At 68.5% G+C, this 22,020-nt stretch carries 18 protein-coding genes and 2 riboswitches; of the genes, 8 read left to right on the top strand and 10 right to left on the bottom strand.

Annotated elements, in window-relative coordinates; translation table 11 throughout:
- Positions 1 to 32: 32 nt before the first annotated feature.
- Positions 33 to 809 (bottom strand): SDR family oxidoreductase, encoded by a 777-nt coding sequence (locus ACM2ZB_RS17815; RefSeq protein ID WP_313440703.1) that lies wholly within the window; start codon positions 807 to 809, stop codon positions 33 to 35.
- Between the two features lie 110 nt (positions 810 to 919).
- On the opposite strand from ACM2ZB_RS17815, the gene ACM2ZB_RS17810 reads away from it, so the two are divergent.
- Complete coding sequence (locus ACM2ZB_RS17810) at positions 920 to 1,126, top strand: hypothetical protein (protein ID WP_313440705.1); 207 nt, start codon at positions 920 to 922, stop codon at positions 1,124 to 1,126.
- 100 nt (positions 1,127 to 1,226) lie between these two features.
- Here ACM2ZB_RS17810 and sppA read toward each other — a convergent pair whose 3' ends face one another.
- The 4 genes from sppA to ACM2ZB_RS17790 all read right to left on the bottom strand — a co-directional run bounded on the left by sppA (position 1,227) and on the right by ACM2ZB_RS17790 (position 6,351).
- Positions 1,227 to 3,149 carry a signal peptide peptidase SppA gene (gene sppA / locus ACM2ZB_RS17805; RefSeq protein ID WP_416056432.1) on the bottom strand — a complete coding sequence of 641 codons (1,923 nt, stop codon included), beginning with the start codon at positions 3,147 to 3,149 and terminating at the stop codon, positions 1,227 to 1,229.
- A 115-nt stretch (positions 3,150 to 3,264) separates the two neighbouring features.
- Positions 3,265 to 4,629 carry an MATE family efflux transporter gene (locus tag ACM2ZB_RS17800; RefSeq protein ID WP_416056431.1) on the bottom strand — a complete coding sequence of 455 codons (1,365 nt, stop codon included), beginning with the start codon at positions 4,627 to 4,629 and terminating at the stop codon, positions 3,265 to 3,267.
- A 158-nt stretch (positions 4,630 to 4,787) separates the two neighbouring features.
- The gene (locus ACM2ZB_RS17795; protein ID WP_416056430.1) at positions 4,788 to 5,363 is read right to left on the bottom strand and encodes a DUF3106 domain-containing protein; all 576 of its coding nucleotides are present in this window, start codon (positions 5,361 to 5,363) and stop codon (positions 4,788 to 4,790) included.
- Positions 5,356 to 6,351, bottom strand: a complete 996-nt coding sequence (locus ACM2ZB_RS17790) for a hypothetical protein (protein ID WP_416056429.1) — start codon at positions 6,349 to 6,351, stop codon at positions 5,356 to 5,358. The genes ACM2ZB_RS17795 and ACM2ZB_RS17790 overlap by 8 nt, the downstream gene beginning before the upstream one ends.
- A gap of 414 nt (positions 6,352 to 6,765) precedes the next feature.
- Here ACM2ZB_RS17790 and ACM2ZB_RS17785 point away from each other — a divergent pair, with 414 nt between their 5' ends.
- The gene (locus ACM2ZB_RS17785) at positions 6,766 to 8,943 is read left to right on the top strand and encodes a primosomal protein N' (RefSeq protein WP_416056428.1); all 2,178 of its coding nucleotides are present in this window, start codon (positions 6,766 to 6,768) and stop codon (positions 8,941 to 8,943) included.
- Positions 8,944 to 9,034: 91 nt separating this feature from the next.
- Here ACM2ZB_RS17785 and ACM2ZB_RS17780 read toward each other — a convergent pair whose 3' ends face one another.
- Entirely contained in the window at positions 9,035 to 9,655 is a 621-nt protein-coding gene (locus ACM2ZB_RS17780; protein ID WP_416056427.1) for a glutathione S-transferase family protein, read from the bottom strand.
- Positions 9,656 to 9,734: 79 nt separating this feature from the next.
- Here ACM2ZB_RS17780 and ACM2ZB_RS17775 point away from each other — a divergent pair, with 79 nt between their 5' ends.
- Positions 9,735 to 9,926: a hypothetical protein gene (locus ACM2ZB_RS17775; RefSeq protein ID WP_159097564.1), complete on the top strand. Its 192-nt coding sequence runs from the start codon at positions 9,735 to 9,737 to the stop codon at positions 9,924 to 9,926.
- Between the two features lie 34 nt (positions 9,927 to 9,960).
- On the opposite strand, the gene ACM2ZB_RS17770 is transcribed toward ACM2ZB_RS17775, so the two are convergent.
- Complete coding sequence (locus ACM2ZB_RS17770; protein WP_313440721.1) at positions 9,961 to 10,743, bottom strand: NYN domain-containing protein; 783 nt, start codon at positions 10,741 to 10,743, stop codon at positions 9,961 to 9,963.
- 108 nt (positions 10,744 to 10,851) lie between these two features.
- On the opposite strand from ACM2ZB_RS17770, the gene ACM2ZB_RS17765 reads away from it, so the two are divergent.
- The gene (locus ACM2ZB_RS17765; RefSeq protein WP_416056426.1) at positions 10,852 to 12,129 is read left to right on the top strand and encodes an NAD(P)/FAD-dependent oxidoreductase; all 1,278 of its coding nucleotides are present in this window, start codon (positions 10,852 to 10,854) and stop codon (positions 12,127 to 12,129) included.
- A 114-nt stretch (positions 12,130 to 12,243) separates the two neighbouring features.
- Here the strand turns inward: ACM2ZB_RS17765 and ACM2ZB_RS17760 are convergent, their stop codons facing one another.
- The 3 genes from ACM2ZB_RS17760 to ACM2ZB_RS17750 form a co-directional block, all read right to left on the bottom strand.
- Positions 12,244 to 12,660 (bottom strand): hypothetical protein, encoded by a 417-nt coding sequence (locus tag ACM2ZB_RS17760; RefSeq protein WP_416058574.1) that lies wholly within the window; start codon positions 12,658 to 12,660, stop codon positions 12,244 to 12,246.
- Positions 12,661 to 12,665: 5 nt separating this feature from the next.
- Complete coding sequence (locus ACM2ZB_RS17755) at positions 12,666 to 13,097, bottom strand: nuclear transport factor 2 family protein (protein ID WP_416056425.1); 432 nt, start codon at positions 13,095 to 13,097, stop codon at positions 12,666 to 12,668.
- A gap of 72 nt (positions 13,098 to 13,169) precedes the next feature.
- Positions 13,170 to 13,436 (bottom strand): GIY-YIG nuclease family protein, encoded by a 267-nt coding sequence (locus tag ACM2ZB_RS17750; protein ID WP_416056424.1) that lies wholly within the window; start codon positions 13,434 to 13,436, stop codon positions 13,170 to 13,172.
- A gap of 41 nt (positions 13,437 to 13,477) precedes the next feature.
- Positions 13,478 to 13,567: riboswitch (glycine riboswitch) on the top strand.
- A gap of 13 nt (positions 13,568 to 13,580) precedes the next feature.
- Positions 13,581 to 13,684, top strand: a riboswitch (glycine riboswitch).
- 83 nt (positions 13,685 to 13,767) lie between these two features.
- On the opposite strand from ACM2ZB_RS17750, the gene ACM2ZB_RS17745 reads away from it, so the two are divergent.
- The 4 genes from ACM2ZB_RS17745 to ACM2ZB_RS17730 all read left to right on the top strand — a co-directional run bounded on the left by ACM2ZB_RS17745 (position 13,768) and on the right by ACM2ZB_RS17730 (position 21,983).
- Positions 13,768 to 14,385 carry a trimeric intracellular cation channel family protein gene (locus tag ACM2ZB_RS17745; RefSeq protein ID WP_416056423.1) on the top strand — a complete coding sequence of 206 codons (618 nt, stop codon included), beginning with the start codon at positions 13,768 to 13,770 and terminating at the stop codon, positions 14,383 to 14,385.
- A gap of 271 nt (positions 14,386 to 14,656) precedes the next feature.
- The gene (locus tag ACM2ZB_RS17740) at positions 14,657 to 15,835 is read left to right on the top strand and encodes an MdtA/MuxA family multidrug efflux RND transporter periplasmic adaptor subunit (RefSeq protein ID WP_416056422.1); all 1,179 of its coding nucleotides are present in this window, start codon (positions 14,657 to 14,659) and stop codon (positions 15,833 to 15,835) included.
- Positions 15,832 to 18,930 (top strand): multidrug efflux RND transporter permease subunit, encoded by a 3,099-nt coding sequence (locus ACM2ZB_RS17735; RefSeq protein WP_416056421.1) that lies wholly within the window; start codon positions 15,832 to 15,834, stop codon positions 18,928 to 18,930. The genes ACM2ZB_RS17740 and ACM2ZB_RS17735 overlap by 4 nt, the downstream gene beginning before the upstream one ends.
- On the top strand, positions 18,927 to 21,983 hold the full coding sequence (locus ACM2ZB_RS17730; protein WP_416056420.1) for an efflux RND transporter permease subunit: 3,057 nt from the start codon (positions 18,927 to 18,929) through the stop codon (positions 21,981 to 21,983). The genes ACM2ZB_RS17735 and ACM2ZB_RS17730 overlap by 4 nt, the downstream gene beginning before the upstream one ends.
- Positions 21,984 to 22,020 lie beyond the last annotated feature (37 nt).

Genomic DNA, 22,020 nt, shown 5'->3' with positions numbered 1-22,020 from the left:
CCTGCGGAAAGTGATCCGACCCCGGGCCACGGTCAGAACCCGTAGCGCAGGAATCCGCCATCCACCGCGATGCATTCGCCGGTGACATAGCTCGATGCCGGCAGGCACAGGAAGCCCACCGCCGACGCTACTTCCTCCGGCTCACCGATGCGCCGCATCGGCGTGCGCGCGATCACCTCTTCGTAGTAATCGGCATCGGACAGCGGCCCCGACGTGCGCCGGGTTCGGATGTACCACGGCGCCACCGCATTCACCCGGATGCCATCCTCGGCCCATTCCACGGCCAGGTTGCGGGTCATCTGGTGCATCGCCGCCTTGGTCATGCCGTACACCACGCCGCTGCGCACATGGGTCAGGCCGGACACGCTGCCGACATTGACGATGGCCGAGGACGCATGCCGCGCCAGCAGCGGGTGCGCATAGCGCGACAGCTCGAACGCCGAGAACAGGTTGGTCTCAAAGATGCCCCGCCATTCGTCCTCGGAATACTCCGTAGCCGGCTTGGTGATGTTGCCGCCGGCATTGTTGACCAGAATGTGCAGGCCATCGCTGTGGTCCTCCACCCAGTCGAGGATCTGCCGGCGGTCGTCGTCGTCGGATACATCGGCAGCCAGCGCATGGATCTCGTGCTGTGGATACACGTCCAGCAGCTCGTCGCGGGCGCTCTCCAGCATGTCCAGGTCACGACCGACAATCATCAGGTCCGCACCGAGACCGGCCAGTTCATGCGCGATGGCAAGGCCGATGCCGGCGCTGGCGCCGGTGATCAGGGCCGTCTGCCCATCCAGGCGCCACCGTTGCTGGGTCATGCGTTCTCCCGGGCCGCGCCCGCTGTATTTCGATGCGGCAAGGATACGCGTCACAGCAGGCGGTTGCAGACAGTGCGACACTGCCACAACGCCCGCTCCGGAGAACCCCCATGCGCCTGTTGATTCCGCTCTGCCTGTCGGCCGCGCTGCTGGCCGGTTGCCAGAAGCCGGCACCGCCCAACCCGGAAAAGCCGCCGGAACCGCAGGCGCTGGCCAAGGCCATCAACCAGCCGCTGGACCGCGCCAAGGGCGTACAGCAGACCCTGGATGACGGTACCGAGCGCGAGCGCAAGGCCGAGGCTGAGGCGACGCAGTAATGCATGGGGTCAGAGCCCTTTGCATTGCAAAGGGATCCGACCCCGCACAAACAAAAACGCCCGGCCGAAGCCGGGCGTTTTCAGTTGCGGCGATGCCTGGTCAGAACCCGCAGAAGCAGTACGCCAGCGCCTTCACCGGTGCGCCATTGCCCTTCTCGCGCGCAGCGTTCTCGACGAAGCGCAGCTGCGTATCCACTTCCGGCATCGTGCGCGCCAGCATCACCCGTGCCATGCCCGAATCGGCCAGCATCCAGGCACCGGCACGGCTGCCGGCGAAGCCGCTGACGAACTGCGCGAACGGGGTTGCCGCCTTCTCGATGTAGCGCACGCGGTACTTTTCCGCGTTGCCCAGCTTGGCGCGGCCGGCGGCGTCGGCCACGGCGTCCTTCAGGCCGCCGAAGGCGTCGACCAGACCGCGGTCCTTGGCCTGCGCGCCACTCCAGACGCGGCCACGGGCCACTTCGTCGATGGCTTCAACCGGCTTCTTGCGGGCCTCGGCAACACGGCCGGTGAAGTCCGCATAGCCCTTGTTGATCACCGACTGGATGACCTGGCCCACCGCCGGGTCCATTGGGCGGGTCACGTCGAAGGCACCGGCGAAGCGGGTGGTGCCCACGCCGTCGGTATGCACGCCGAACTTGTCCAGCGCGCGGCTGAAGTTGGGGATCATGCCGAAGATCCCGATCGAACCGGTGATGGTCGACGGATCGGCATAGATGCGGTCGGCGTTCATGCTGATCCAGTAGCCACCCGATGCCGCCAGGTCACCCATCGACACCACCACCGGCTTGCCGGCAGCCTGCAGGGCCACCACTTCGCGGCGGATCTGCTCGGAAGCGAAGACTTCACCACCCGGCGAATTCACACGCAGCACCACGGCCTTGACGTGTTCATCGTCGCGCGCAGCGCGCAGCAGCGCCGAGGTCGACTCGCCGCCGATGCGGCCGGCCGGCAGATCGCCGCCGCTGATTTCACCGGACGCGACCACCACGGCCACCTGCGGACGGTTGTCGACCGGGTTGCGGCGCGCATCGAGCTGGCCCAGGTAGGTGCCGAAGTCGATGTTGCGGAAACCACCCTCGGCGTCCTCATCGGCCACGCCGCGGTCGATCATCAGATCCTCGAATTCCTCGCGGGTCTTCAGCGCGGTCACCAGCTTCTGCTGCAGGGCGAACTTGGCCAGGTCGCCACCGGCGGCAGCCACGCCTTCGGGCAGCGTATCGATGCCCGCGGCCAGCTGCGCCGGATCCAGGCGGCGTGCCTTGGCGATGTCGCCCAGGTAGCGCTGCCACACATCGTTCATCCAGAACAGATCGGCTTCCTTGGACGCCGGCGAGGCGGCGTCCAGCACGTACGGCTCGGCGGCGGACTTGTACTCACCCACCTTGAACAGGTGCACGTCCACGCCCAGCTTGTCCTGCAGGCCGGTGCGGAAATACTGGCGGTAGCGGCCCAGGCCCTCGAGCACCACCGACCCCATCGGGTCCAGGTAGACCTCGTCGGCCTGCGCGGCCAGCAGGTACTGCGACTGGCCCATGCTCTGGCTGAAGGACACCACCTGCTTGCCAGAGGCGCGCAGGTCCTGCAGCGCACCGGCGATTTCACGCAGCGACGCAAAACCGGACGGCTGCAGCTTGTCCAGTTCCAGCACCACGCGTTCGATCTTCTTGTCGTTCTTGGCCGACTCGATCACCCGCAGCAGGTCGCGCAGCTGCACTTCCTCGGCACCGTTGTCGCCCACCGCCTTGGCCAGCGCGCGGCTCACCGGGTCGGCGCTGTACTGCTCGACCAGCCGGCCTTCCGGCGCGATCACCAGGGTGGTGCGGTCCTGCAGCGACTTGCTGGCGCCGGCGCCCATGCCCGCAGCGACGATGAACATCACCACCACGAACAGCAGCAGGCCAAAGAACACCAGGTTGAGGATCAGCCTGCGGGTGAAATTCATCACGTCCCACAGCCCGATGAAGAAACTGGCGACAGGATTACGATGCGCCGGGGGCAGCGGGGGCACGGGTTGGTTCATGGAGCGCTCCGGATGGCTTCTTGCCGTGGTAACAGCATAGCCGGTGCCGCGTGAGGCGGCATCGGACACAAGTCAGGGGATCGCCCGTCACGGTGTGTCGTGACGGGCACCAGGTTCAGGACAGAGCCGACTGCCCGATACGCAGGCTGCTGCGGCGCAGGCGCCAGCCCATCAGGATGGCGGCGGCGGTCAGGCCCACGATCAGGCCGATCCACATGCCCTGCGGGCCCATGCCCAGGCCCAGGCCAAGCCCCGCGCCCAGCGGCATGCCCAGGCCCCAGTAGGCGAACATGGCGATGAACATCGGCACCCGGGTGTCCTTCAACCCACGCAGCGCACCGGCCGACAGCACCTGGATGCCGTCCGGGAACTGGAAGGTGGCCGCGTACAGCAGCAGGGTCGAGGCCAGGCCGGCCACCGCCAGATCGTTGGTGTAGACGCCGACGATGGCATCGTGGCCGAACAGCAGCGCCGCCGCCGACAGCGTCTGCGTGCCCATGATGATCGCGTAGCCGGCCCAGGCCGCGCGGCGCACGCCGAAGCCATCGCCACGACCCACCGCATGGCCCACGCGCACGGTGGTGGCCTCGGCCACGCCCATCGGGATCATGAAGCACAACTGCGCCACGTTGATCGCGATCTGGTGCGCGGCCGCTTCGTTGGCACCCAGGCGGCCGATCAGCAGCGCGGTGACGATGAACAGACCGCCTTCCATCAGCACGGTGATGCCGATCGGCAGGCCGGTGCGCAGCAGATCCCAGATGGCTGCCCCGCGCGGGCCTTCGAAGTGCGAGAACAGCTGCAGGTGGGCAAAGCGCTTGGTGAACCACAGATAGGTGGCGAAGGCGATGGCCTGCAGCCACATCATCACCGCCGAGGCGATGCCCAGGCCCTCGGCGCCCATTTCCGGGAAGCCCAGCTTGCCGTTGGCCAGCACATAGCCCATCGGCGCCAGCACCAGCAGGCCGCCAAAGCCGAGCAGCATGGTCGGCAGCGTCCAATGCATGCCCTCGCTCAGGTAGCGCATGCAGAAGTACAGGGTCAGCGCCGGGCCACCCCAGCGCACCGCATGCAGGAACGCGGTGGCACCCGGCACGATGTCCGGGGCGATGCCGAAGGCCGGCAGCAGCGGCGGCACCACCGTGAGGAAGGCGAACATGATCAGGCCCAGGCCGAGTGCCAGCCACAAGGCCTGGCGGAACAGCGGGCCGATCTCGCGCTCGCGGCCGGCGCCGTGCAGCTGCGACACCGATGCGGTGAGCGAGATGAGCGTGCCGATCGGGATCAGCATCGGCAGCCACAGCAGGGCCGTACCGATGGTCACCGCGGCCAGGGTGGCCGTGGCGTGGTGGCCGGCAATCACGTTGTCGACGAAGGAGATCAGACCGGTGGATACATGGCCCAGCACCAACGGCAGGGCGAGCAGACCGGTCGCGCCGACTTCCTTGCTGAAGCGCGGCGTGGAGGTTGCAGTAGACATGGAAATGCGGAACGCCAACTACGGTTGCGCGCGAAGGGCACAGGCACCGGGTTGGGGCCGGTCATCTTACGCGCGCAGGCCCGGCATTCCCATGACTGCCACCTAAAAAGGGGATGGTGGGGTTGCGTGGCCGTCATCCCCTCCGCCCCCATTCGGGGTTATTGGCCGGCCTGTCGCTTCAGCCAGGCATCGCGTTCGGCGGCGGGCACGGCCAGGAAGGCGCTGCGCACGGCATCGCGCTGCTGCGGCGGGGTGCGCTGGGCGACCAGGGTCAGTTGCGTCAGCTGCGCGGCGCTGAGCTGGCGAAGCGCGGCCAGCGCCGCCTCGCGCTGTTCCGGCGGCACCAACCCGAACAGGCCATGCAGTTTCGGGAATTCCATGCCCAGCTGCGGGCCCAGCCGCCAGCCGTCGCGGAATGCCTGGTCCTGGGCCTGGAACTGTTCGCGCAGATGCTGCTGCTGTGCCGCCGGCAGCGCCGCGAAGCGGGCCGCTGCCTGGCGGATGCGCTCACGCTCGCCCTCCGGCAAGGACTTCCAGGTGGCGTAGTCGGCACGGCGCTGGCGCTGCTGCTGCGGGTCCAACTGGGCGAAGGCAGCGGGCGACGCGGTCGCGGTCGCGCTGGCCGGCGCCGCCGCAGGGGCGGCCGGTGGCAACGGCACGCTGACCTGCTGCGGGGCGGCGGCCAGTGCCAGCGGCAGGGCCAGCAGCACGCTGGCAAGCAGGAACTTATTCATCGGCGGCAGAGGTTTCCAGCGCGGCGCCCACCGGCTCGGGGCGGGTCGGCTTGGGTTCGGATTCGTCCACCGGCAGCGGGCCGCCGGCAGCGCTCCAGGCATACAGGTCGGCATCGGCCACCAGCGGGAAGTCGCGGTCGGCCAGCATGGCGGCATCGTCGGCGGCCTGTGCATCGGTGCCCGCGGCCGGCTTCACATCGGTGGCGGGCAGTGCCTCCACGGTGACCGGGCCGGCTTCGCCCACCACGCCTTCGGGCAGCGGCGCATCACCGGCCAACGAATGGCCCTGCCAGTACCGCCAGCCCAGTGCGACCGCCAGCAGCACCGCCACGGTGGCCAGCAGGATGGCCGGGCCGCGCCACCGCGGTGCCCCGCCGCTACGGCGGCGCTTGGGCGCGCTGCGCTCGTCGCGTTCGGGCGTGCGCCAGCTGCTGGCCGGGGCCTGGTTGTTGGCCGCCGCGGCGGCCGGCTGCTGCAGCTGCTGCAGGCGCTTGGCCGGCAGGTCGCGGATACGCAGCTGCACCTGCTCGGCCAGGCCGCGCCAGGCGGCGGCGTCGGGCTGGCCCTGTGCATCGCGCGGGCAGGCGGCGGCCAGCAGTTGCTGGTAGCCGTCTTCATCGGTATCCAGTACGCGGGTGGCAATGCTCTCATCCAGGCTGCCACCGACCCGCAGCAACAGAGCCAGGCGCGGCAGCGGCGGCATCCCGCCCAAGGCGGCCAGCGACGGCGGCCATTGCCCGGCGGCCGGTTCACGCAGGGCCTGGCGCTGGCCCAGCAGGGACCAGAAACGGGCGGGCCACTGCGCCATCGGCAGGTCGCTGGCCACGGCAGCGAAGGCGCGCATCACCGCGACCAGGGTCTGCTCGGCGCGGGCGGGGTCGCCGCACTGCAGCTCGGCAACCACCAGTGCACGGCGCTCGACGCCACGCAGGAACGCCGACAGCGCGCCGGCCGCGGTCGAGGAAACAGGGGCGGGCACAGCCGTCATCGGTCACTCCAAAGGTCTACCGGCATGATAGCGGCAGCCCATCGGCAGTCGGCAGGACTTGCGCCCACGGGCACTTCGTGCTGCAGGTTGTGCACAGCATCAAGCGCCTGCGGCGGTGAATCGGGCTCTGCGCCTGCATTCACCCTGTTTCAGCAATGTTTCACACTCAAGTTGTTGATTATAATGGAATTTCAAGTATGGCTATTTTTTGACCAACCCAAGTGTAAAGCTGTCGCCATCGGCCTCACGCGCTCCCGTCGACCGGTAACGCACAACGTTATCCACAGAAGATGTGGATAAGACTGAATCTCTAATGGACACCGATATTTAGGTGACATTTATGATTCAGCCGGCGTCCGTGGCGACGCCAATGCCTCTGCCATCGGCCCCCGCACGGACCGTTACACTGCCCCGATGCTCGACCCCATCCCGACCCTGCAGGTCGCCCTGCCCGTCCCCCTGCCGCGCCTGTTCGATTACCTGCCACCGGAAGGGCACGGCCCGGCCGATCCGGTCGGCTGCCGGCTGAAGGTGCCCTTCGGCAACCGTGAACTGGTGGGCGTGGTGGCTGGCCACGGCCAGGTGGACGATGGCCAGGGCCTGCGCCAGGCGCTGGCCTGGTGCGACCCGCAGCCGCTGCTGCAGGGCGAACTGTGGCAAAGCCTGCAATGGCTGGCCCGCTACACGCATTCCCCATTGGGCGAAGTGGTGAACACCGCCCTGCCCGGCCCACTGCGCCACGGCGAGGCCCTGCCCGACACCCACCATTGGGGCTGGCAGCTGACCGCCGCCGGCCAGGCGCAACGCGAAAAGCTGCGCGCCGGCACCCGCCCGCGGCAACTGGCTGAACTGCTGGGCGAGGCCGTCGTGGATGAAGACGTGCTGGGTTCGCGCATGGACGACTGGCGCACCGCCGCGCGCAGCCTGGCCAAGCGCGAACTGGCCGAGCGGGTCGCCCTCAGCGTGGCGCCGCAGCATGCGCAACCCCTGCCCGGCCCCACCCTCAACCCGGAACAGGCCGAGGCCGTGGCCGCGATCACCGCGGCCGACGGCTTCCATGCCTTCCTGCTGGACGGGGTGACCGGCAGCGGCAAGACCGAGGTCTACCTGCAGGCCATCATCCACTGCCTGGCGCAGGGGAAACAGGCGCTGGTGCTGGTGCCGGAGATCGGCCTGACCCCGCAGACCCTGGCGCGCTTCCGTGGCCGCCTCGGCATCGCGGTGCATGCGCTGCATTCGGGCTTGAACGACAACGAACGCGCGCGCGTCTGGGCCGCGGCCTCGCGCGGCGAAGCGCGGGTGATCGTCGGCACCCGGTCGGCGGTGTTCACCCCGCTGCCGCAGGCCGGCCTGCTGATCGTCGACGAGGAACACGACGGCAGCTACAAGCAGCAGGACGGCATCCGTTACCACGCCCGCGATTTCGCCCTGGTGCGGGCCAAGGCGCTGGGCATCCCGGTGCTGCTGGGCAGCGCCACGCCCTCGCTGGAAACCCTGCACAACGCCTATGCCGGCCGCTACACCCACCTGCGCCTGAAGCAGCGCGCCGGTGATGCACGGCCGCCACGCGTGCGCATCCTCGATGTTCGCAAGCGGCCGCTGCACGATGGCCTCTCCGCCGATGTGCTGGCCGGGATCGGCGAACACCTGCAGCGTGGCCAGCAGGTGTTGGTGTTCAAGAACCGCCGTGGCTACGCGCCGGTACTGCTCTGCCACGACTGCGGCTGGACCGCGCCATGCCAGCGCTGCGATGCGCCGATGACCGTGCATGGCGGCGGCCGTCGCCTGCAGTGCCACCACTGCGGTGCGCGGCAGCCGGCGCCCCTGGCCTGCCCGGCCTGCGGCAGCCTCGCGTTGCAGCCGCAGGGCATCGGCACCGAGCGCCTGGAAGAGCACCTGGTCAGCGCCTTCGCCGATTACCCGGTGGTGCGCATCGACCGCGGCACCACCTCGCGCCGCGATGCGCTGGAACAGCAGCTGGCGAAGCTGGGCGACCAGCCCGGCATCCTGGTCGGCACGCAGATCCTGGCCAAGGGCCACGACCTGCCCAAGCTGACCCTGGTGGTGGTGGTGGGCATCGACGAAGGCCTGTTTTCGGCCGACTTCCGCGCCAGCGAGAAGCTGGCCCAGCAGCTGATCCAGGTGGCCGGCCGCGCTGGTCGCGCGCGCGATCCCGGCGAGGTCTGGCTGCAGACCCACCACCCGGGGCACCCGTTGCTGGAAACCCTGGTGAGCGGTGGCTACCACCCGTTCGCGCAGGCCGAATTGAACCAGCGCCAGGCCGCCGGCTTCCCACCGTTCGCGCACCTGGCGCTGATGCGTGCCGAAGCGCAGCAGCTTGAACATGCCAACGCCTTCCTGCTGGCGGCGCGGCAGCTGCTGGGCGAGCAGAACGTGGTGGAAGCCTATGGGCCGATGCCGGCGCCGATGCCACGCCGCGCCGGTTACCAGCGCACGCAGCTGCTGCTGTCTGCGCTGCAGCGGCCGCCGCTGCATGGCGTGCTGGCCCAGCTGGTGCCGCAGCTGTACGCGCTGCCGGAGGCGCGCAAGGTGCGCTGGTCGCTGGATGTGGATCCGACGGATCTGTATTGAGGCTTGCCCGATGCTGCGTAGAGTCGAGCTTGCTCGACTGCCTCATGCAGAAGCAGTCGAGCAAGCTCGACTCTACCAACGGCCCTGCCACTTACGTCAGCGGCGACATCACGCCGCGCTGGTAGGCCGGGCGCTCGCGCAGGCGGGCATACCAGTCGGCCAGGTGCGGCAGCTCGGGGCGCTGGATCGGCAGTTCAAACCAGGCGTAGATCAACGAGCCCAGCGGAATGTCGCCCATCGCGAACGTCTCGCCCGACAGCCACGGCTGCCTGCCCAGGGTCTCATCGGCCATCTTCAGGTAGTCACCGGCACGCACGATGGCGGCGTTGATGCGCGCTTCGTCGCGGTCGGCCGGCGCGGTGCGCATGATGCCCCAGATCAGTTCGGAGTACAGCGCGGCCATCCGCGAGGTGCTCCAGTCCATCCACTTCTCGGCCTGCGCGCGTTCCATCGCATCTTCGGCGTACAGCGTGCCCAGCGAATAGCGCGCGCTCAGGTAGCGCACGATGGTGTTCGATTCCCACAGCGGCAGGCCGTGGTCTTCGATCACCGGCACCAGGCTGTTGGGATTCATCGCCACGTATTCGGCCGACTGCGTGCCGCCATGGCTGCCGCCCACTTCGATGGATTCGTACGGCAGCCCGATTTCTTCGGCGCACCACAGCACCTTGCGGACATTGCTGGAATTGCGGCGGCCCCAGATCTTCAACATTGCGGATTTCCCTGCCTGCAGCGGTGCGCCACGGTGGCGCGGAAACGCTACGATACGCCCATCCACAGGGAGAGACGACGTGACTGCATGGGATGCTTTGAACTACGTTCTGCTGGCAGCAGGGCTGGTGATGCTGGTGCTGGGCTACCGCCGTTCCAGCCGCAACCAGCTGCTGTGCGCCGGGCTGTTGCTGCTGGCCTTCAATGGCGTCGAGGATTTCGCCGCCGGGTTTGCCGACGGCTATGCGGGTTCGGATGCGCGGGTGATCTGAATCGCGGCGTCGATATGCCGGCCAGCGGCCGGCACTACCGGTTCTTCTTCGGCAGCGCGCGCACGTAGGACGATTTGCCGTCCTTCTTCAGCTCGAACAGGCCGATCGCCGCCAGCAGATCGCTCAGCTTGCCGTAGCCATAGTTGCGCGGGTCGAACGAGGCCTGGTTGCCGATCTGGCTGCCGACCGGGCCCAGGTGTGACCAGCCATCCTCGCCCTCGGCCGCCGACACTGCACGGCGCAGCATCTTCACCAGGCGCGTGTCGTTGCGCAGTTCCGCACTGTTCTTGCGCGGGCGCACTTCATCGCTGGCCACCTGCCCGCCCGGTGCCTGCCCGACCTCGGCTTCGGCCTCGACGTCCGGCACGCTGGCATGGGTCTGGCCCAGTGCTTCCAGGTAGGTAAACTTGGAACAGGCGTTGACGAAGGGCTCGGGCGTTTTCTTCTCGCCGAAGCCATAGACTTTCACGCCGTCGGTCAGCAGGCGCATCACCATCGGGGTGAAGTCGGCATCACTGGACACGATGGCGAAACCATCCAGGTTGCGTGCGTACAGCAGGTCCATGGCATCAATGACCATGGCCATGTCCGACGCGTTCTTGCCCTTGCTGTAGGCGAACTGCTGGATCGGGCGGATGGCGTATTCGTGCAGCACCGCTTCCCAGCCCTTCAGCCGCGGGCTCTTCCAGTTTCCGTACGCGCGGCGCACGTTGGCCACGCCGTAGCGGGCCACCTCGGCCAGGACTTCGTCGATCTTCGAGGCCGGCGCATTGTCGGCGTCGATCAGCAGGGCGATGCGCTTTTCGGGTTCAGACATGATTTCCTCGTCAGGCTGCAGGCTGAGCGGAGTATCGCCCATGGCCACTGGCAGCCATGTGACGTGCGATGATGCAGGGCGACATCCATCCCCCTCTGGAGTACGTCGATGAGCCGCGAACCAGTCCCCCACCTGGTCATCATCGGCGGCGGTTTTGCGGGCCTCTGGGCCACCCGGGCCCTGGCCCGCGAGAAGATCAGGATCACCCTGCTCGACCGCCGCAACCACCACCTGTTCCAACCCCTGCTCTACCAGGTCGCCACCGCCGGCCTGTCCGCCCCCGATATCGCCGCGCCACTGCGCCACATCCTTGGCCACCAGCGCAACGTGGAAGTGCGCCTGGGCGAGGTCGTGGCCATCGACAAGGCCACCCGCCAGGTGCAGCTGGCCGATGGCAGCACCGTAGGCTACGACAGCCTGCTGCTGGCCACCGGCGCCACCCACGCTTACTTCGGCAACGACCACTGGGCCGCGGATGCGCCGGGCCTGAAGACCCTGGACGATGCCATCGCCCTGCGCCGCAAGCTGCTGCTGGCGTTCGAGCGCGCCGAGGCCGAACCGGACCCGGCGAAGAAGGCCGCATGGCTCAGCTTCGCGGTCGTCGGCGGCGGCCCCACCGGCGTCGAACTGGCCGGCACCCTGGCCGAGATCGCCCGCCACACCCTGCGCAACGAGTTCCGCCACATCGACCCGGCCAGCGCCAAGGTGCGCCTGGTCGAGGCCGGCCCGCGTGTGCTGTCCTCCTTCCCCGAGGTACTTTCGCTGAAGGCACGGCGGCAGCTGGAGAAGCTGGGCGTGGAAGTACTGACCGGCACCCCGGTGAGCGACATCGACAGCCTCGGCTTCAAGCTGGGCGAACAGTTCGTGCCCGCACGCACCGTGGTATGGGCTGCCGGCGTGGCCGCCTCGCCGCTGGCGCGCACGCTGGACGTACCACTGGACCGCGCCGGCCGCGTGCAGGTGCAGCCCGACCTGACCCTGCCCGGGCATCCCGAACTGTTCGTCGCCGGCGACCTGGCCGCGGTGAACCAGGCCAACGGCAAGCCAGTGCCCGGCGTGGCGCCCGCCGCCAAGCAGATGGGCAAGTACGTGGCCGATGTCATCCGCGCGCGCCTGCATGGCAAGCCGGCACCGGGGCCATTCAAGTACGCCGACTACGGCAACCTTGCCACCATCGGCCGCATGGCCGCCATCGTGCACCTGGGCAAGCTGCAGTTGTCCGGCGTGCTGGCCTGGTGGTTCTGGCTGGCCGCGCACGTGTTCTTCCTGATCGGTTTCCGCAACCGCGTGGTGGTGCTGCTGAACTGGGCGGTGGCGTACTGGAGCTACCAGCGCAGCGCGCGCATCATTTTTGGTGATGACCAGGAAGATCGCCGGCCGAAGTAATGGCTCCTCGAAAACCGGTACGGTAGATCCACGCCATGCGTGGATGAATGTCTGCGCGGGGCGCATGGAGAGCAGCCGAGCATGGGCTCGGCTCTACACAATCGTGCCACGCACTCACTTGCTGCAGAAGTCTTCCCTCCTCGCGGTGTCGGCAATCTGCGCGGCACTCCAATGCCGGGTGATCCAGATCGTCAGCGCCGTGCTGCTCAACTGCCAGCGCAGCATGCCGTGCCGCGGCTGCTGCATCAGGTGACGGCGGGCAACCCAGTAGGCCTCCTGCTCGACCACGGGCACCTTCGCTTTCCTCGCATCCTTGTCGAAGAACTGGGCGGTGAAGTGCCAGGGGTTCATCGGCTGGTATCCAGCCCGCGGTTCACTGCTGCATGCCGCCACGCCGCTGGGCGCGCGGTCGGCCGGCTTCGGCCGACCCTCCACCAGCGCCAGCCCGAGCAGATACAGCAGGCCAGGCAGCAGCGCGATACCGGCGACCAATACGACGACGGAGATCCATGCCTTGCCGGCAGCCCGCATCGCGCTCACTTCGCCTTCGGTTTCGGGTACCACAGCGCATTGACGATGACCCAGCGCTGGTCGAAACGGCCCATGTGGAAGTAGTCGACGAACCATGGCGTCTCCAGCCGTACCGAGGCCGCATTGCCGGTCACATCCAGCACCGTGCAGCGGCGGTCCCATTGTTGCTCCGGCGTCTTCAGCGCGCCCTGCTTCGTCAGTGCCACCAGTTCGTCCTTCGACATCCGGCGCAGGCCCAGGCGCTCGTCGGGCGTATCGCCAAGTACCGCGCGTTTGGCCAGGTCCGGGTGCAGCGAGCGCGCGACGCGCTGCGGGTCGGGCTCCAGCTGGCCATCGACATAGTCATGACAGGTGGCCTCGATGGCCGCAATGGTGGCCGGGTCGGCGGGAGGGCTCGTCGCACCGGCAACAGCGAACAGCAGGGCAAGCGTGGACATCCGGGTCTCCAGCTCTGGGGCGCGCGGCGATCATGGCATGGGCCGGGTGCCCCATCCACGCATGGCGTGGATCTACAGGACCGGGGCCTGCAGCCAGGCCAGCTTGCGTTCGCGCGGCTGCTGCTTGAGCTGCCATTCGGCGCGGGAGGCGGCCGAGCGATCCGGGTATTCGCGCACGGCGAGGATGCGCAGCGGCGGCCGGGCGCGGGTGTAGCGGGCGCCCTTGCCGGCCAGATGGGCGGCGAAACGGGCGGCCACGTCGGTGCTGATGCCGGCGTAATAGCTGCCATCCCGGCATTCGAGCAGGTACAGGAACCACGGGGCGGAGGGACGGGCCATGGGCGGGATTATGGCGTGCTGCACTGCAGCGGATATACTGGCGCCCGAATGCAGGAGAGAGGCGCCGCGCTGGCGCCCGCCGAAGGCGCAGGCTCCCATGATCGCTCAGGCCGGTGGACTGGAATCCCACCAACCATGCATTCGACTCGCCGAGCTGGAGAGAGGTCACCGGGCATGCCCGGGACGATCCGCCGAAGGGGCACGCGGCTCACGCCGCTGAACTCTCAGGCAAAAGGACAGCGGGAGCGGCACCGGTCATCGTCATCCCGTCATTGCGCAGGCAGTGGCGGTGGTCGCGCATGGCCGGCCCCACCGCGCCCGGAGCCTGCCCATGCTGTTGTCCATCATCTACCTGATCGCCATTTCCGCCGAAGCCATGACCGGCGCCCTGTCTGCAGGCCGCCGCCGCATGGACCTGTTCGGCGTGGTCATGATCGCCTGCGTCACCGCCCTCGGTGGCGGCTCGCTGCGCGACATCCTGCTCGGCCACTACCCGCTGGGTTGGGTGAAGCACCCCGAGTACCTGGGTTTCACCGTGTGCGCGGCACTGATTGCCACCTGGGTGGCGCGCTGGATGCACCATTTCCGCCGCACCTTCCTGGTGCTGGACGGGCTGGGCCTGATTGCCTTCACCCTGATCGGCTGCTCGATCGCGCGCGAAGCCGGCCATGCACTGCCGATCGTGCTGATCGCGGGCATGCTCACCGGCGCCTTCGGCGGCGTGCTGCGCGATATCCTCTGCAACGAGGTGCCACTGATCTTCCAGAAGGAGCTGTACGCGATCATCTCGCTGCTGACCGGCGCGGTGTACCTGCTGCTGCTGCGCTGGGGCGTGGCCGATGCCACGGCCATCCTGTGCTGCCTGGGCGGTGGCTTCGCGCTGCGTCTGCTGGCGATCCATTACCGCTGGGAAATGCCCAAGTTCGTGTACCACGACGAAGTGCATTGATCGCTCTTTGTAGAGTCGAGCCATGCTCGACTGTTCCCGGCAGAAGCAGTCGGGCATGGCTCGACTCTACAGGAGCAGTCGGGCATGACCTTGGTCATGCGGCAATCGCCGGGCTGATTGGCTACCATTGACGCCCCGTCGCACGCGCGACGGCATCCAGCCACGCCGCGCCCGCGGCCCCGCCAGACACTCCCCTCCCCCGCTGCCCGTGGTGCTGACAAGGCGCCGATGGGCCCGCACGTCCCTGCGCGCGCAGGGCGCAGGATGCCCCATGTCTGTCGCCGAAACTTCCCGCTTCCGTCGTGCCCGCCCGCTGCTGGTCGTGGCCGCCATCGCCTTTGCGGCCGGTATCGCATGGTGGGCGTGGCCGCGCGCCGAAGCGACCGTGGCCGAAGGCCCGGGCAAGACGGTGCCGGTACGTGTGGCCCGTGCCAGTGCCGAACCGCTGCAGCTGCGCCTGAAGGCGGTGGGCACCGTCACCCCGCTGCACAGCGTGGTGGTGCGCAGCCGCGTGGATGGCGAACTGCTGCGCCTGCACTTCCAGGAAGGCCAGCAGGTGAAGGCCGGCGACCTGCTCGCGCAGATCGACCCGCGCCCGTATGAAGTGAAGCTGGCGCAGGCGCAGGGCACCCAGCAGCAGAACCTGGCGGAACTCGAGAACGCCGAACGCCAGCTACAGCGCTACCGCGAACTGCAGAAGCAGAACTACGTGTCCGGGCAGGAACTGAGCGACCAGCAGAGCAAGGTGCGGCAGCTGCAGGGCCGCCGCATCAGCGACCAGGCCTCGGTGGATGAAGCGCGCCTGCAGCTGCAGTACACCCGCATCACCGCGCCGGTCAGCGGCCGCGTCGGCCTGCGCCGGCTGGATGTCGGCAACCTGGTGCGTGCCAGCGATACCGAAGGCCTGGTGACCCTGGCCCAGACCGCGCCGATCAGCGTGCTGTTTACCGTGCCCGAACCGGAACTGCCGGCGTTGCTCGACGCCGTGCAGGCGCAGCCGAGGCTGGCCGTGGAGGCCTGGGACCGAAGCGAAGGCAAGGCGCTCGCGCAGGGGACGCTGTCCAGCGTCGACAACCGCATCGATACCGCCACCGGCACGCTGAAGCTGCGCGCGCAGTTCGACAACGCCGGCCTGGCCCTGTTCCCCAACCAGTTCGTCAACGTGCGCCTGCAGCTGGGCGAACAACCAGCGCTGCTGATTCCCGATGCCGCCGTGCAGTTCGGCAGCCAAGGCAACTACGTGCACATCGTCGACAAGGACAACAAGGCACAGCGCCGCACCGTGGTGCTCGGGCCAGCCGATGATGGGCGCGTCGCCGTGCGTTCCGGCCTGCAGGCCGGCGACCAGGTGGTGATCGAAGGCATCGACGGCCTGGAAGATGGCACCGCCGTGGAGATCGTGGCCGAACAGCCCGCTGTTGCAGCGAAGGCGGCCAAGGCCGGCGCATGAACCTTTCGCGCCCGTTCATCCTGCGCCCGGTCGCAACAACGCTGCTGATGGTGGCACTGCTGCTGTCCGGCGTGCTGGCTTACCGCCTGCTGCCGGTGGCGGCGTTGCCGCAGGTCGATTACCCGATCATCCAGATCACCACGCTGTACCCGGGCGCCAGCCCGGAACTGACCACGCGCACCATCACCGCGCCGCTGGAACGCCAGCTGGGGCAGATTCCCGGCCTGAAGCAGCTGTCATCCACCAGTTCCGGCGGCGCCTCGGTCATCACCCTGCAGTTCGGCCTGGACGTGTCGCTGGGCGTGGCCGAGCAGGATGTGCAGGCGGCCATCAACGCCGCCAGCAGCTTCCTGCCCGGCGATCTGCCGGTGCCGCCGGTGTACCGCAAGGTCAACCCGGCCGACACGCCCATTCTCACCCTGGCGGTGACCTCGCAGGCGCTGGCGCTGCCGCAGGTGCACGACCTGGTGGATACGCGCATCGCGCAGCGCCTGGCGCAGCTGCCCGGTGTCGGCCTGGTCAGCCTGGCCGGTGGCCAGCGCCCCGCGGTGCGCATCCAGGTGAACCCGGCTGCGCTGGCGGCCAACAACCTGGGCATGGACCACATCCGCACCGCGATCGCCGCGGCCAACGTCAACCTGCCCAAGGGCAGTTTCGATGGCCCGATCCGCGCGGTGATGCTCGATGCCAACGACCAGATGCGCAGCGTCGATGAGTACCGCGCGCTGGTGCTGGCCTGGCGCGAAGGCGCGCCGCTGCGCCTGGGCGATGTGGCCACCATCACCGATGGTGCCGAGAACCGGCAGCTGGCCGCCTGGAGCGGCACCACGCCGGCGGTGCTGGTGAACATCCAGCGCCAGCCCGGCGCGAACGTGATCGCCGTGGTCGAGCAGGTGCGCACGCTGCTGCCGCAGCTGCAGGCCACGCTGCCGGCCGGCGTGCAGATGAATGTACTGAGCGACCGCACCGAATCAATCCGCGCCTCCGTGCGCGGCGTGCAGAAGGAACTGGTGCTGGCCATCGGCCTGGTGGTGCTGGTCACCTGGGTGTTCCTGCGCAACCTGCCGGCCACGCTCATTCCCAGTGTGGCGGTGCCGCTTTCGCTGATCGGCACCTTCGCGGTGATGCTGCTGGCCGGCTATTCGCTCAACAACCTCACGCTGATGGCACTGACCATCGCCACCGGCTTCGTCGTGGACGATGCCATCGTGATGCTGGAAAACATCGCCCGCCATCTGGAAGAAGGCGAGAGCCCGCGCGAGGCAGCGCTGAAGGGCGCGGCCGAGATCGGCTTCACGCTGGTCTCGCTCACCGTGTCGCTGATCGCGGTGCTGATCCCGCTGCTGTTCATGGCCGACCTGGTGGGTGCGCTGTTCCATGAGTTCGCGGTGACGCTGGCGGTGGCGATCGGTATTTCGCTGCTGGTGTCGCTCACCCTGACGCCGATGCTGTGTGCGCGGTTTCTCAAGCCGCACGCAAAGGGGTCAGAGCCCCAAGGGGCTCCGACCCCAAAACAAGATCTGTTCGACCGCATCATTGCCATCTACGACCGCCAGCTGCACTGGGTGCTGCAGCGCCAGCCACTGATGCTGCTGGCCACCGTCGCCACGCTGGCGCTGACCGTGGCGCTGTACTTCGCCGTGCCCAAGGGCTTCTTCCCGGTGCAGGACGCCGGCCTGGTGCAGGGCATCAGCGAAGCACCGCAGGCCATCTCGTTCCAGGCCATGCGCGAGCGCCAGCAGGCGCTGGCGGCGGCCATCGAAGCCGACGAGGCGGTGGCCAGCGTGTCGTCCTACATCGGCGTGGACGGCAACAACGCCACGCTCAACACCGGCCGCCTGCTGATCGAACTGAAGCCGCATGGTGACCGCGACGGCGCCGCCGTCGTGATGGAACGGCTGCAGCAGCGCGTATCGAAGATTCCCGGCATCACCCTGTACCTGCAACCGGTGCAGGAGCTGGGCATCGAAGACCGCATCAGCCGCACCCAGTACCAGTTCACCCTGACCACGCCGGAACTGGACATGCTGGAAGCGTGGACGCCGAAGCTGCTGCAGGCGCTGCGCCAGCAGCCGGCGCTGCGCGATGTGGCCAGCGACCTGCAGATGCAGGGCCGGCAGGCGCGGGTGAACATCGACCGCGATGCCGCCGCGCGCCTGAATGTCAGCGTGGAAGCCGTGGCCGATGCGCTGTACGACGCGTACGGGCAGCGGCAGATCTCCACCATCTTCACCCAGGCCAGCCAGTACCGCGTGGTGCTGGAAGCCGACCCGTCACGGCAGCCCGGGCCGGATGCGATCAGCGGCCTGCGCGTGCGCAACAGCGCCGGGCAGACCGTGCCGCTGGGCGCGGTGGCACGGGTGGAACTGGGGCCGGCGGCCCTGCTGCGCAATCACGTGGGCCAGTTCCCGGCGGCCACGCTGTCGTTCAACCTGGCACCGGGCGCGTCGCTGGGTGAAGCCATCGACGCCGTGCAGGCCGCACGCACGCAGGTCGCTCTGCCGGCCAGCATCGAGCTGCGCCTGCAGGGCGCGGCGGCGGCGTTCAGCAGCTCGCTGTCGTCCACGCTGTGGCTGATCCTGGCCGCGGTGGTGATGATGTACATCGTGCTGGGCGTGCTCTATGAGAGCTTCGTGCACCCGATCACCATCCTCTCCACCCTGCCCTCGGCCACGGTGGGTGCGTTGGCCGCGCTGTGGGTCAGCGGGCGCAGCCTGGACCTGATCGCGGTGATCGGCATCGTGCTGCTGATCGGCCTGGTGAAGAAGAACGCGATCATGATGATCGACTTCGCGCTGGACGCGCAGCGCACGCGCGGCATGAGCCCGCGCGAGGCGATCCACCAGGCGGCGCTGCTGCGCTTCCGGCCGATCCTGATGACCACGCTGGCCGCGCTGTTCGGTGCGGTGCCGTTGATGCTGGCCAGTGGCTCGGGCGCCGAGCTGCGGCAGCCGCTGGGCTGGGTGATGGTCGGCGGCCTGCTGGTCAGCCAGGTGCTGACCCTGTTCACCACGCCGGTGATCTACCTGGCCTTCGACCGCCTGCAGCGCCGACGCTCGGCCACACTCGCCACGCCTGAAGAGGCGCGCGCATGAGCCCCATCGCACGCCTGGCCCAGGCCTGCGTGCAGAGACCGGTAGCGACCATCCTGCTGGCGGTGGCGCTGGTGCTGGCCGGCGTGCTGGCGCTGCGCCTGCTGCCTGTGGCACCGCTGCCACAGGTGGATTACCCGGCCATCGAAGTGAGCGCCAGCCTGCCCGGTGCCTCGCCCGAGTCGATGGCCGCCACCGTGGCCACGCCACTGGAACGCGCCCTCGGCAGCCTGCCCGGCATCTCGCGCATCGATTCGGCCAGCACCCAGGGCCAGACGTCGGTGGAGCTGAAGTTCGTGCTCGGCCGCGATATCGACGAGGCCGCGCGCGAGGTACAGGCGGCGATCAATCTCGCACGCGGGCAGCTGCCCAGCGGCATGCCGGGCATGCCGCAGTACCGCAAGGTGAATCCCTCGCAGGCGCCGATCCTGGCGCTGGCACTGACCTCGGACACGCTGCCACCGGGCCAGCTGTACGACCTGGCCTCCACCGTGCTGGCGCAGAAGCTGTCGCAGGTACCGGGCGTGGGGGAGGTACAGGTGGGCGGCAGCGCATTGCCGGCAGTGCGTGTGTCGTTGGACCCGAATGCACTGAACCACGCCGGACTGGCGCTGGAAGACGTGGCCCAGGCCATCGGCCGCGCCAATGCCATGCGCCCGCTGGGTGCGGTGGGTGATGATCGCCAGCAGTGGCAGCTGGAAGCGCCGTTGCAGCTCCGCCAGGCCGCGCAGTACCGCGAACTGGCAGTGAAGGTGAGCGACGACCGCACCCTGCGCCTGGGCGATGTGGCCATGGTGGCCGATGGGGTGGAAGACCGCTATGCCAGCGGCTTCCACAACGAGCGCCCGGCCGTGCTGCTGATCGTCAGCCGCCAGCCCGGCGCGAACATCATCGCCACCGTCGATGCCATCCAGGCGCAGCTGCCGCAGCTGCATGCGCTGCTGCCACGCAGCGTAGACATGCGGCTGGTGATGGACCGCTCGCCGGTCATCCGCGCGACCCTGCACGAAGCCGAACTGACCCTGGTGCTGGCCATCGCCCTGGTGGTGCTGGTGGTGCTGGGCTTCCTCGGCCACTGGCGCGCGGCGCTGGTGCCCAGCGTGGCCATCCCGGTGGTGCTGTTCGGCACGCTGGCGCTGGTGGCGCTGATGGGCTTCTCGCTCAACACGCTTTCGCTGATGGCGCTGATCGTGGCTGCGGTGCTGGTGGTGGACGATGCCATCGTGGTGCTGGAGAACATCGCCCGCCACCGCGAACTGGGCGCCGACCGCTGGCAGGCTGCGGTCCGCGGCGCGGCCGAAGTGGGCGCCACCCTGCTGTCGATGAACGTGGCGCTGGCCGTGGTGTTCGTCTCCATCCTGTTCCTGGATGATTTCGTCGAGCGCCTGTTCCGCGAATTCTCGCTGACCCTGGTGGCAGCGATGAGCGTGTCGGTGGTCGTTGCGCTGAGCCTGGTGCCGATGCTGTGCGCGCGTCTGTTCGTCGATGACGCGCAGCACGCCTCGCGCTGGCAGCGTGGCAGCAACGCGCTGTTCGAGCGCGTCCGCGCCGCCTACCTGCGCACGCTGCAGGCCTGCCTGCGCCGGCTGCGCTGGCCGCTGCTTGCCTTCGTGGCGGTCATCGCGCTCAACGCCTGGTTGTTCCAGCAGGTGCCCAAGGGCGTGGTGCCCAAGCAGGACACCGCACAGCTGCGCGGCTTCGCCCGTGGCGACGATGGTCTCTCGTTCCAGGCCATGCAGCCGAAGATCGATGCCTACCGCAAGCTGCTGCTGTCCGACCCCGCCATCGAGGACATCATCGGCTATATCGGCGGCAGCAACGGGGTCAACAACGCCTTCATCATGATCAAGATGAAGCCGCTGGCCGAGCGCAAGGTGTCCAGCCAGGAAGTGATCGACCGCCTGCGCGCGCGCCTGCCCAAGCTGCCCGGCGGCAACCTGTACCTGTGGGTGGACCAGGACATCCGCCTGGAAGGCGGCGGCAGTGGCCAGTACGAGTTCCAGCTGCTGTCGGCGGACATGGCACCGCTGCGCGAGTGGGCCCCGAAGGTCGGCGCCGCGCTGCGCGCCCTGCCCGAGCTGGTGGACGTGGAAGCACAGGGCGAGGCCGGCATGCGCCAGGTGGTGCTGGACATCGACCGCGAGGCTGCCGCGCGCCATGGCGTGGACCTGAAGACCGTGGCCAACATGCTCAACAACTCCTTCAGCCAGCGGCAGGTCGCCACGCTCTACGACAGCCTCAACCAGTACCGCGTGGTGATGGAGCTGGACCCGAAGCACACCCAGGACCCGGGCACGCTGGCGCGCCTGCAGGTAGTGGACGGCAGCGGCCAGCGCATTCCGCTGTCGACCATCGCCAGCTGGCGCTATGGCATGGCACCGGACCGCATCTACCACAGCGAACAGTTCGCCTCGATCTGGATCCAGTTCTCGCTGGCCCCGGGCGTCGGCCTGGAACAGGCCACGCAGGCGATCAACGCCGCGATGGCCAAGCTGATGCTGCCGCGCACCGTGCAGGCCAAGCTGTCCGGTGAAGCCGGTGGCCTGGACAGCCTGCGCGCGCGGCAGCTGTGGCTGGTGCTGGGCGCCACGCTGGCGGTCTACCTGGTGCTGGGCATCCTGTACGAGAGTTTCCTGCAGCCGCTGGTGATCCTGTCCACCCTGCCTTCGGCCGGCATCGGCGCGCTGCTGGCGCTGTGGGTGTTCGGCAACGAACTGAACCTGATCGCGTTGCTTGGCTTGTTCCTGCTGGTGGGCGTGGTGATGAAGAACACCATCCTGCTGGTGGATTTCGCCCTGGCCGGTGAGCGGCGTGGCTTGAGCGCGCAGGATGCGGTGATGGACGCGGCACGGCTTCGCCTGCGGCCGATCCTGATGACCTCGCTGGCGGCGCTGCTGGGCACGCTGCCGCTGATGCTGGCCAATGGCGAAGGCTGGGAGCTGCGACAGCCGCTGGGCATCGCGATTGTGGGCGGGTTGCTGGTCAGCCAGTGGCTGACGCTGTACACGACGCCGGCGATGTATCTGGCGCTGGCGAGAGTTCGCGCGAAGCGGTGAATGCGGCGGGGTAATCATCCACGCGTGGCGTGGATCT

This window comes from Stenotrophomonas maltophilia, assembly GCF_047782825.1.
Classification (GTDB): Bacteria; Pseudomonadota; Gammaproteobacteria; order Xanthomonadales; family Xanthomonadaceae; genus Stenotrophomonas.
The sequence above is the reverse complement of the archived record's forward strand: the minus strand, read 5'-3'. Positions and strand labels throughout refer to the sequence as shown.

Excerpts from the sequence above, each read along its gene's own strand:
- ACM2ZB_RS17815 (WP_313440703.1), bottom strand. The coding sequence starts at position 809 with ATGACCCAGCAACGGTGGCGCCTGGATGGGCAGACGGCCCTGATCACC.
- ACM2ZB_RS17810 (WP_313440705.1), top strand. The coding sequence starts at position 920 with ATGCGCCTGTTGATTCCGCTCTGCCTGTCGGCCGCGCTGCTGGCCGGT.
- sppA (WP_416056432.1), bottom strand. The coding sequence starts at position 3,149 with ATGAACCAACCCGTGCCCCCGCTGCCCCCGGCGCATCGTAATCCTGTC.
- ACM2ZB_RS17800 (WP_416056431.1), bottom strand. The coding sequence starts at position 4,629 with ATGTCTACTGCAACCTCCACGCCGCGCTTCAGCAAGGAAGTCGGCGCG.
- ACM2ZB_RS17795 (WP_416056430.1), bottom strand. The coding sequence starts at position 5,363 with ATGAATAAGTTCCTGCTTGCCAGCGTGCTGCTGGCCCTGCCGCTGGCA.
- ACM2ZB_RS17790 (WP_416056429.1), bottom strand. The coding sequence starts at position 6,351 with ATGACGGCTGTGCCCGCCCCTGTTTCCTCGACCGCGGCCGGCGCGCTG.
- ACM2ZB_RS17785 (WP_416056428.1), top strand. The coding sequence starts at position 6,766 with ATGCTCGACCCCATCCCGACCCTGCAGGTCGCCCTGCCCGTCCCCCTG.
- ACM2ZB_RS17780 (WP_416056427.1), bottom strand. The coding sequence starts at position 9,655 with ATGTTGAAGATCTGGGGCCGCCGCAATTCCAGCAATGTCCGCAAGGTG.
- ACM2ZB_RS17770 (WP_313440721.1), bottom strand. The coding sequence starts at position 10,743 with ATGTCTGAACCCGAAAAGCGCATCGCCCTGCTGATCGACGCCGACAAT.
- ACM2ZB_RS17765 (WP_416056426.1), top strand. The coding sequence starts at position 10,852 with ATGAGCCGCGAACCAGTCCCCCACCTGGTCATCATCGGCGGCGGTTTT.
- ACM2ZB_RS17760 (WP_416058574.1), bottom strand. The coding sequence starts at position 12,660 with ATGCGGGCTGCCGGCAAGGCATGGATCTCCGTCGTCGTATTGGTCGCC.
- ACM2ZB_RS17755 (WP_416056425.1), bottom strand. The coding sequence starts at position 13,097 with ATGTCCACGCTTGCCCTGCTGTTCGCTGTTGCCGGTGCGACGAGCCCT.
- ACM2ZB_RS17750 (WP_416056424.1), bottom strand. The coding sequence starts at position 13,436 with ATGGCCCGTCCCTCCGCCCCGTGGTTCCTGTACCTGCTCGAATGCCGG.
- ACM2ZB_RS17745 (WP_416056423.1), top strand. The coding sequence starts at position 13,768 with ATGCTGTTGTCCATCATCTACCTGATCGCCATTTCCGCCGAAGCCATG.
- ACM2ZB_RS17740 (WP_416056422.1), top strand. The coding sequence starts at position 14,657 with ATGTCTGTCGCCGAAACTTCCCGCTTCCGTCGTGCCCGCCCGCTGCTG.
- ACM2ZB_RS17735 (WP_416056421.1), top strand. The coding sequence starts at position 15,832 with ATGAACCTTTCGCGCCCGTTCATCCTGCGCCCGGTCGCAACAACGCTG.
- ACM2ZB_RS17730 (WP_416056420.1), top strand. The coding sequence starts at position 18,927 with ATGAGCCCCATCGCACGCCTGGCCCAGGCCTGCGTGCAGAGACCGGTA.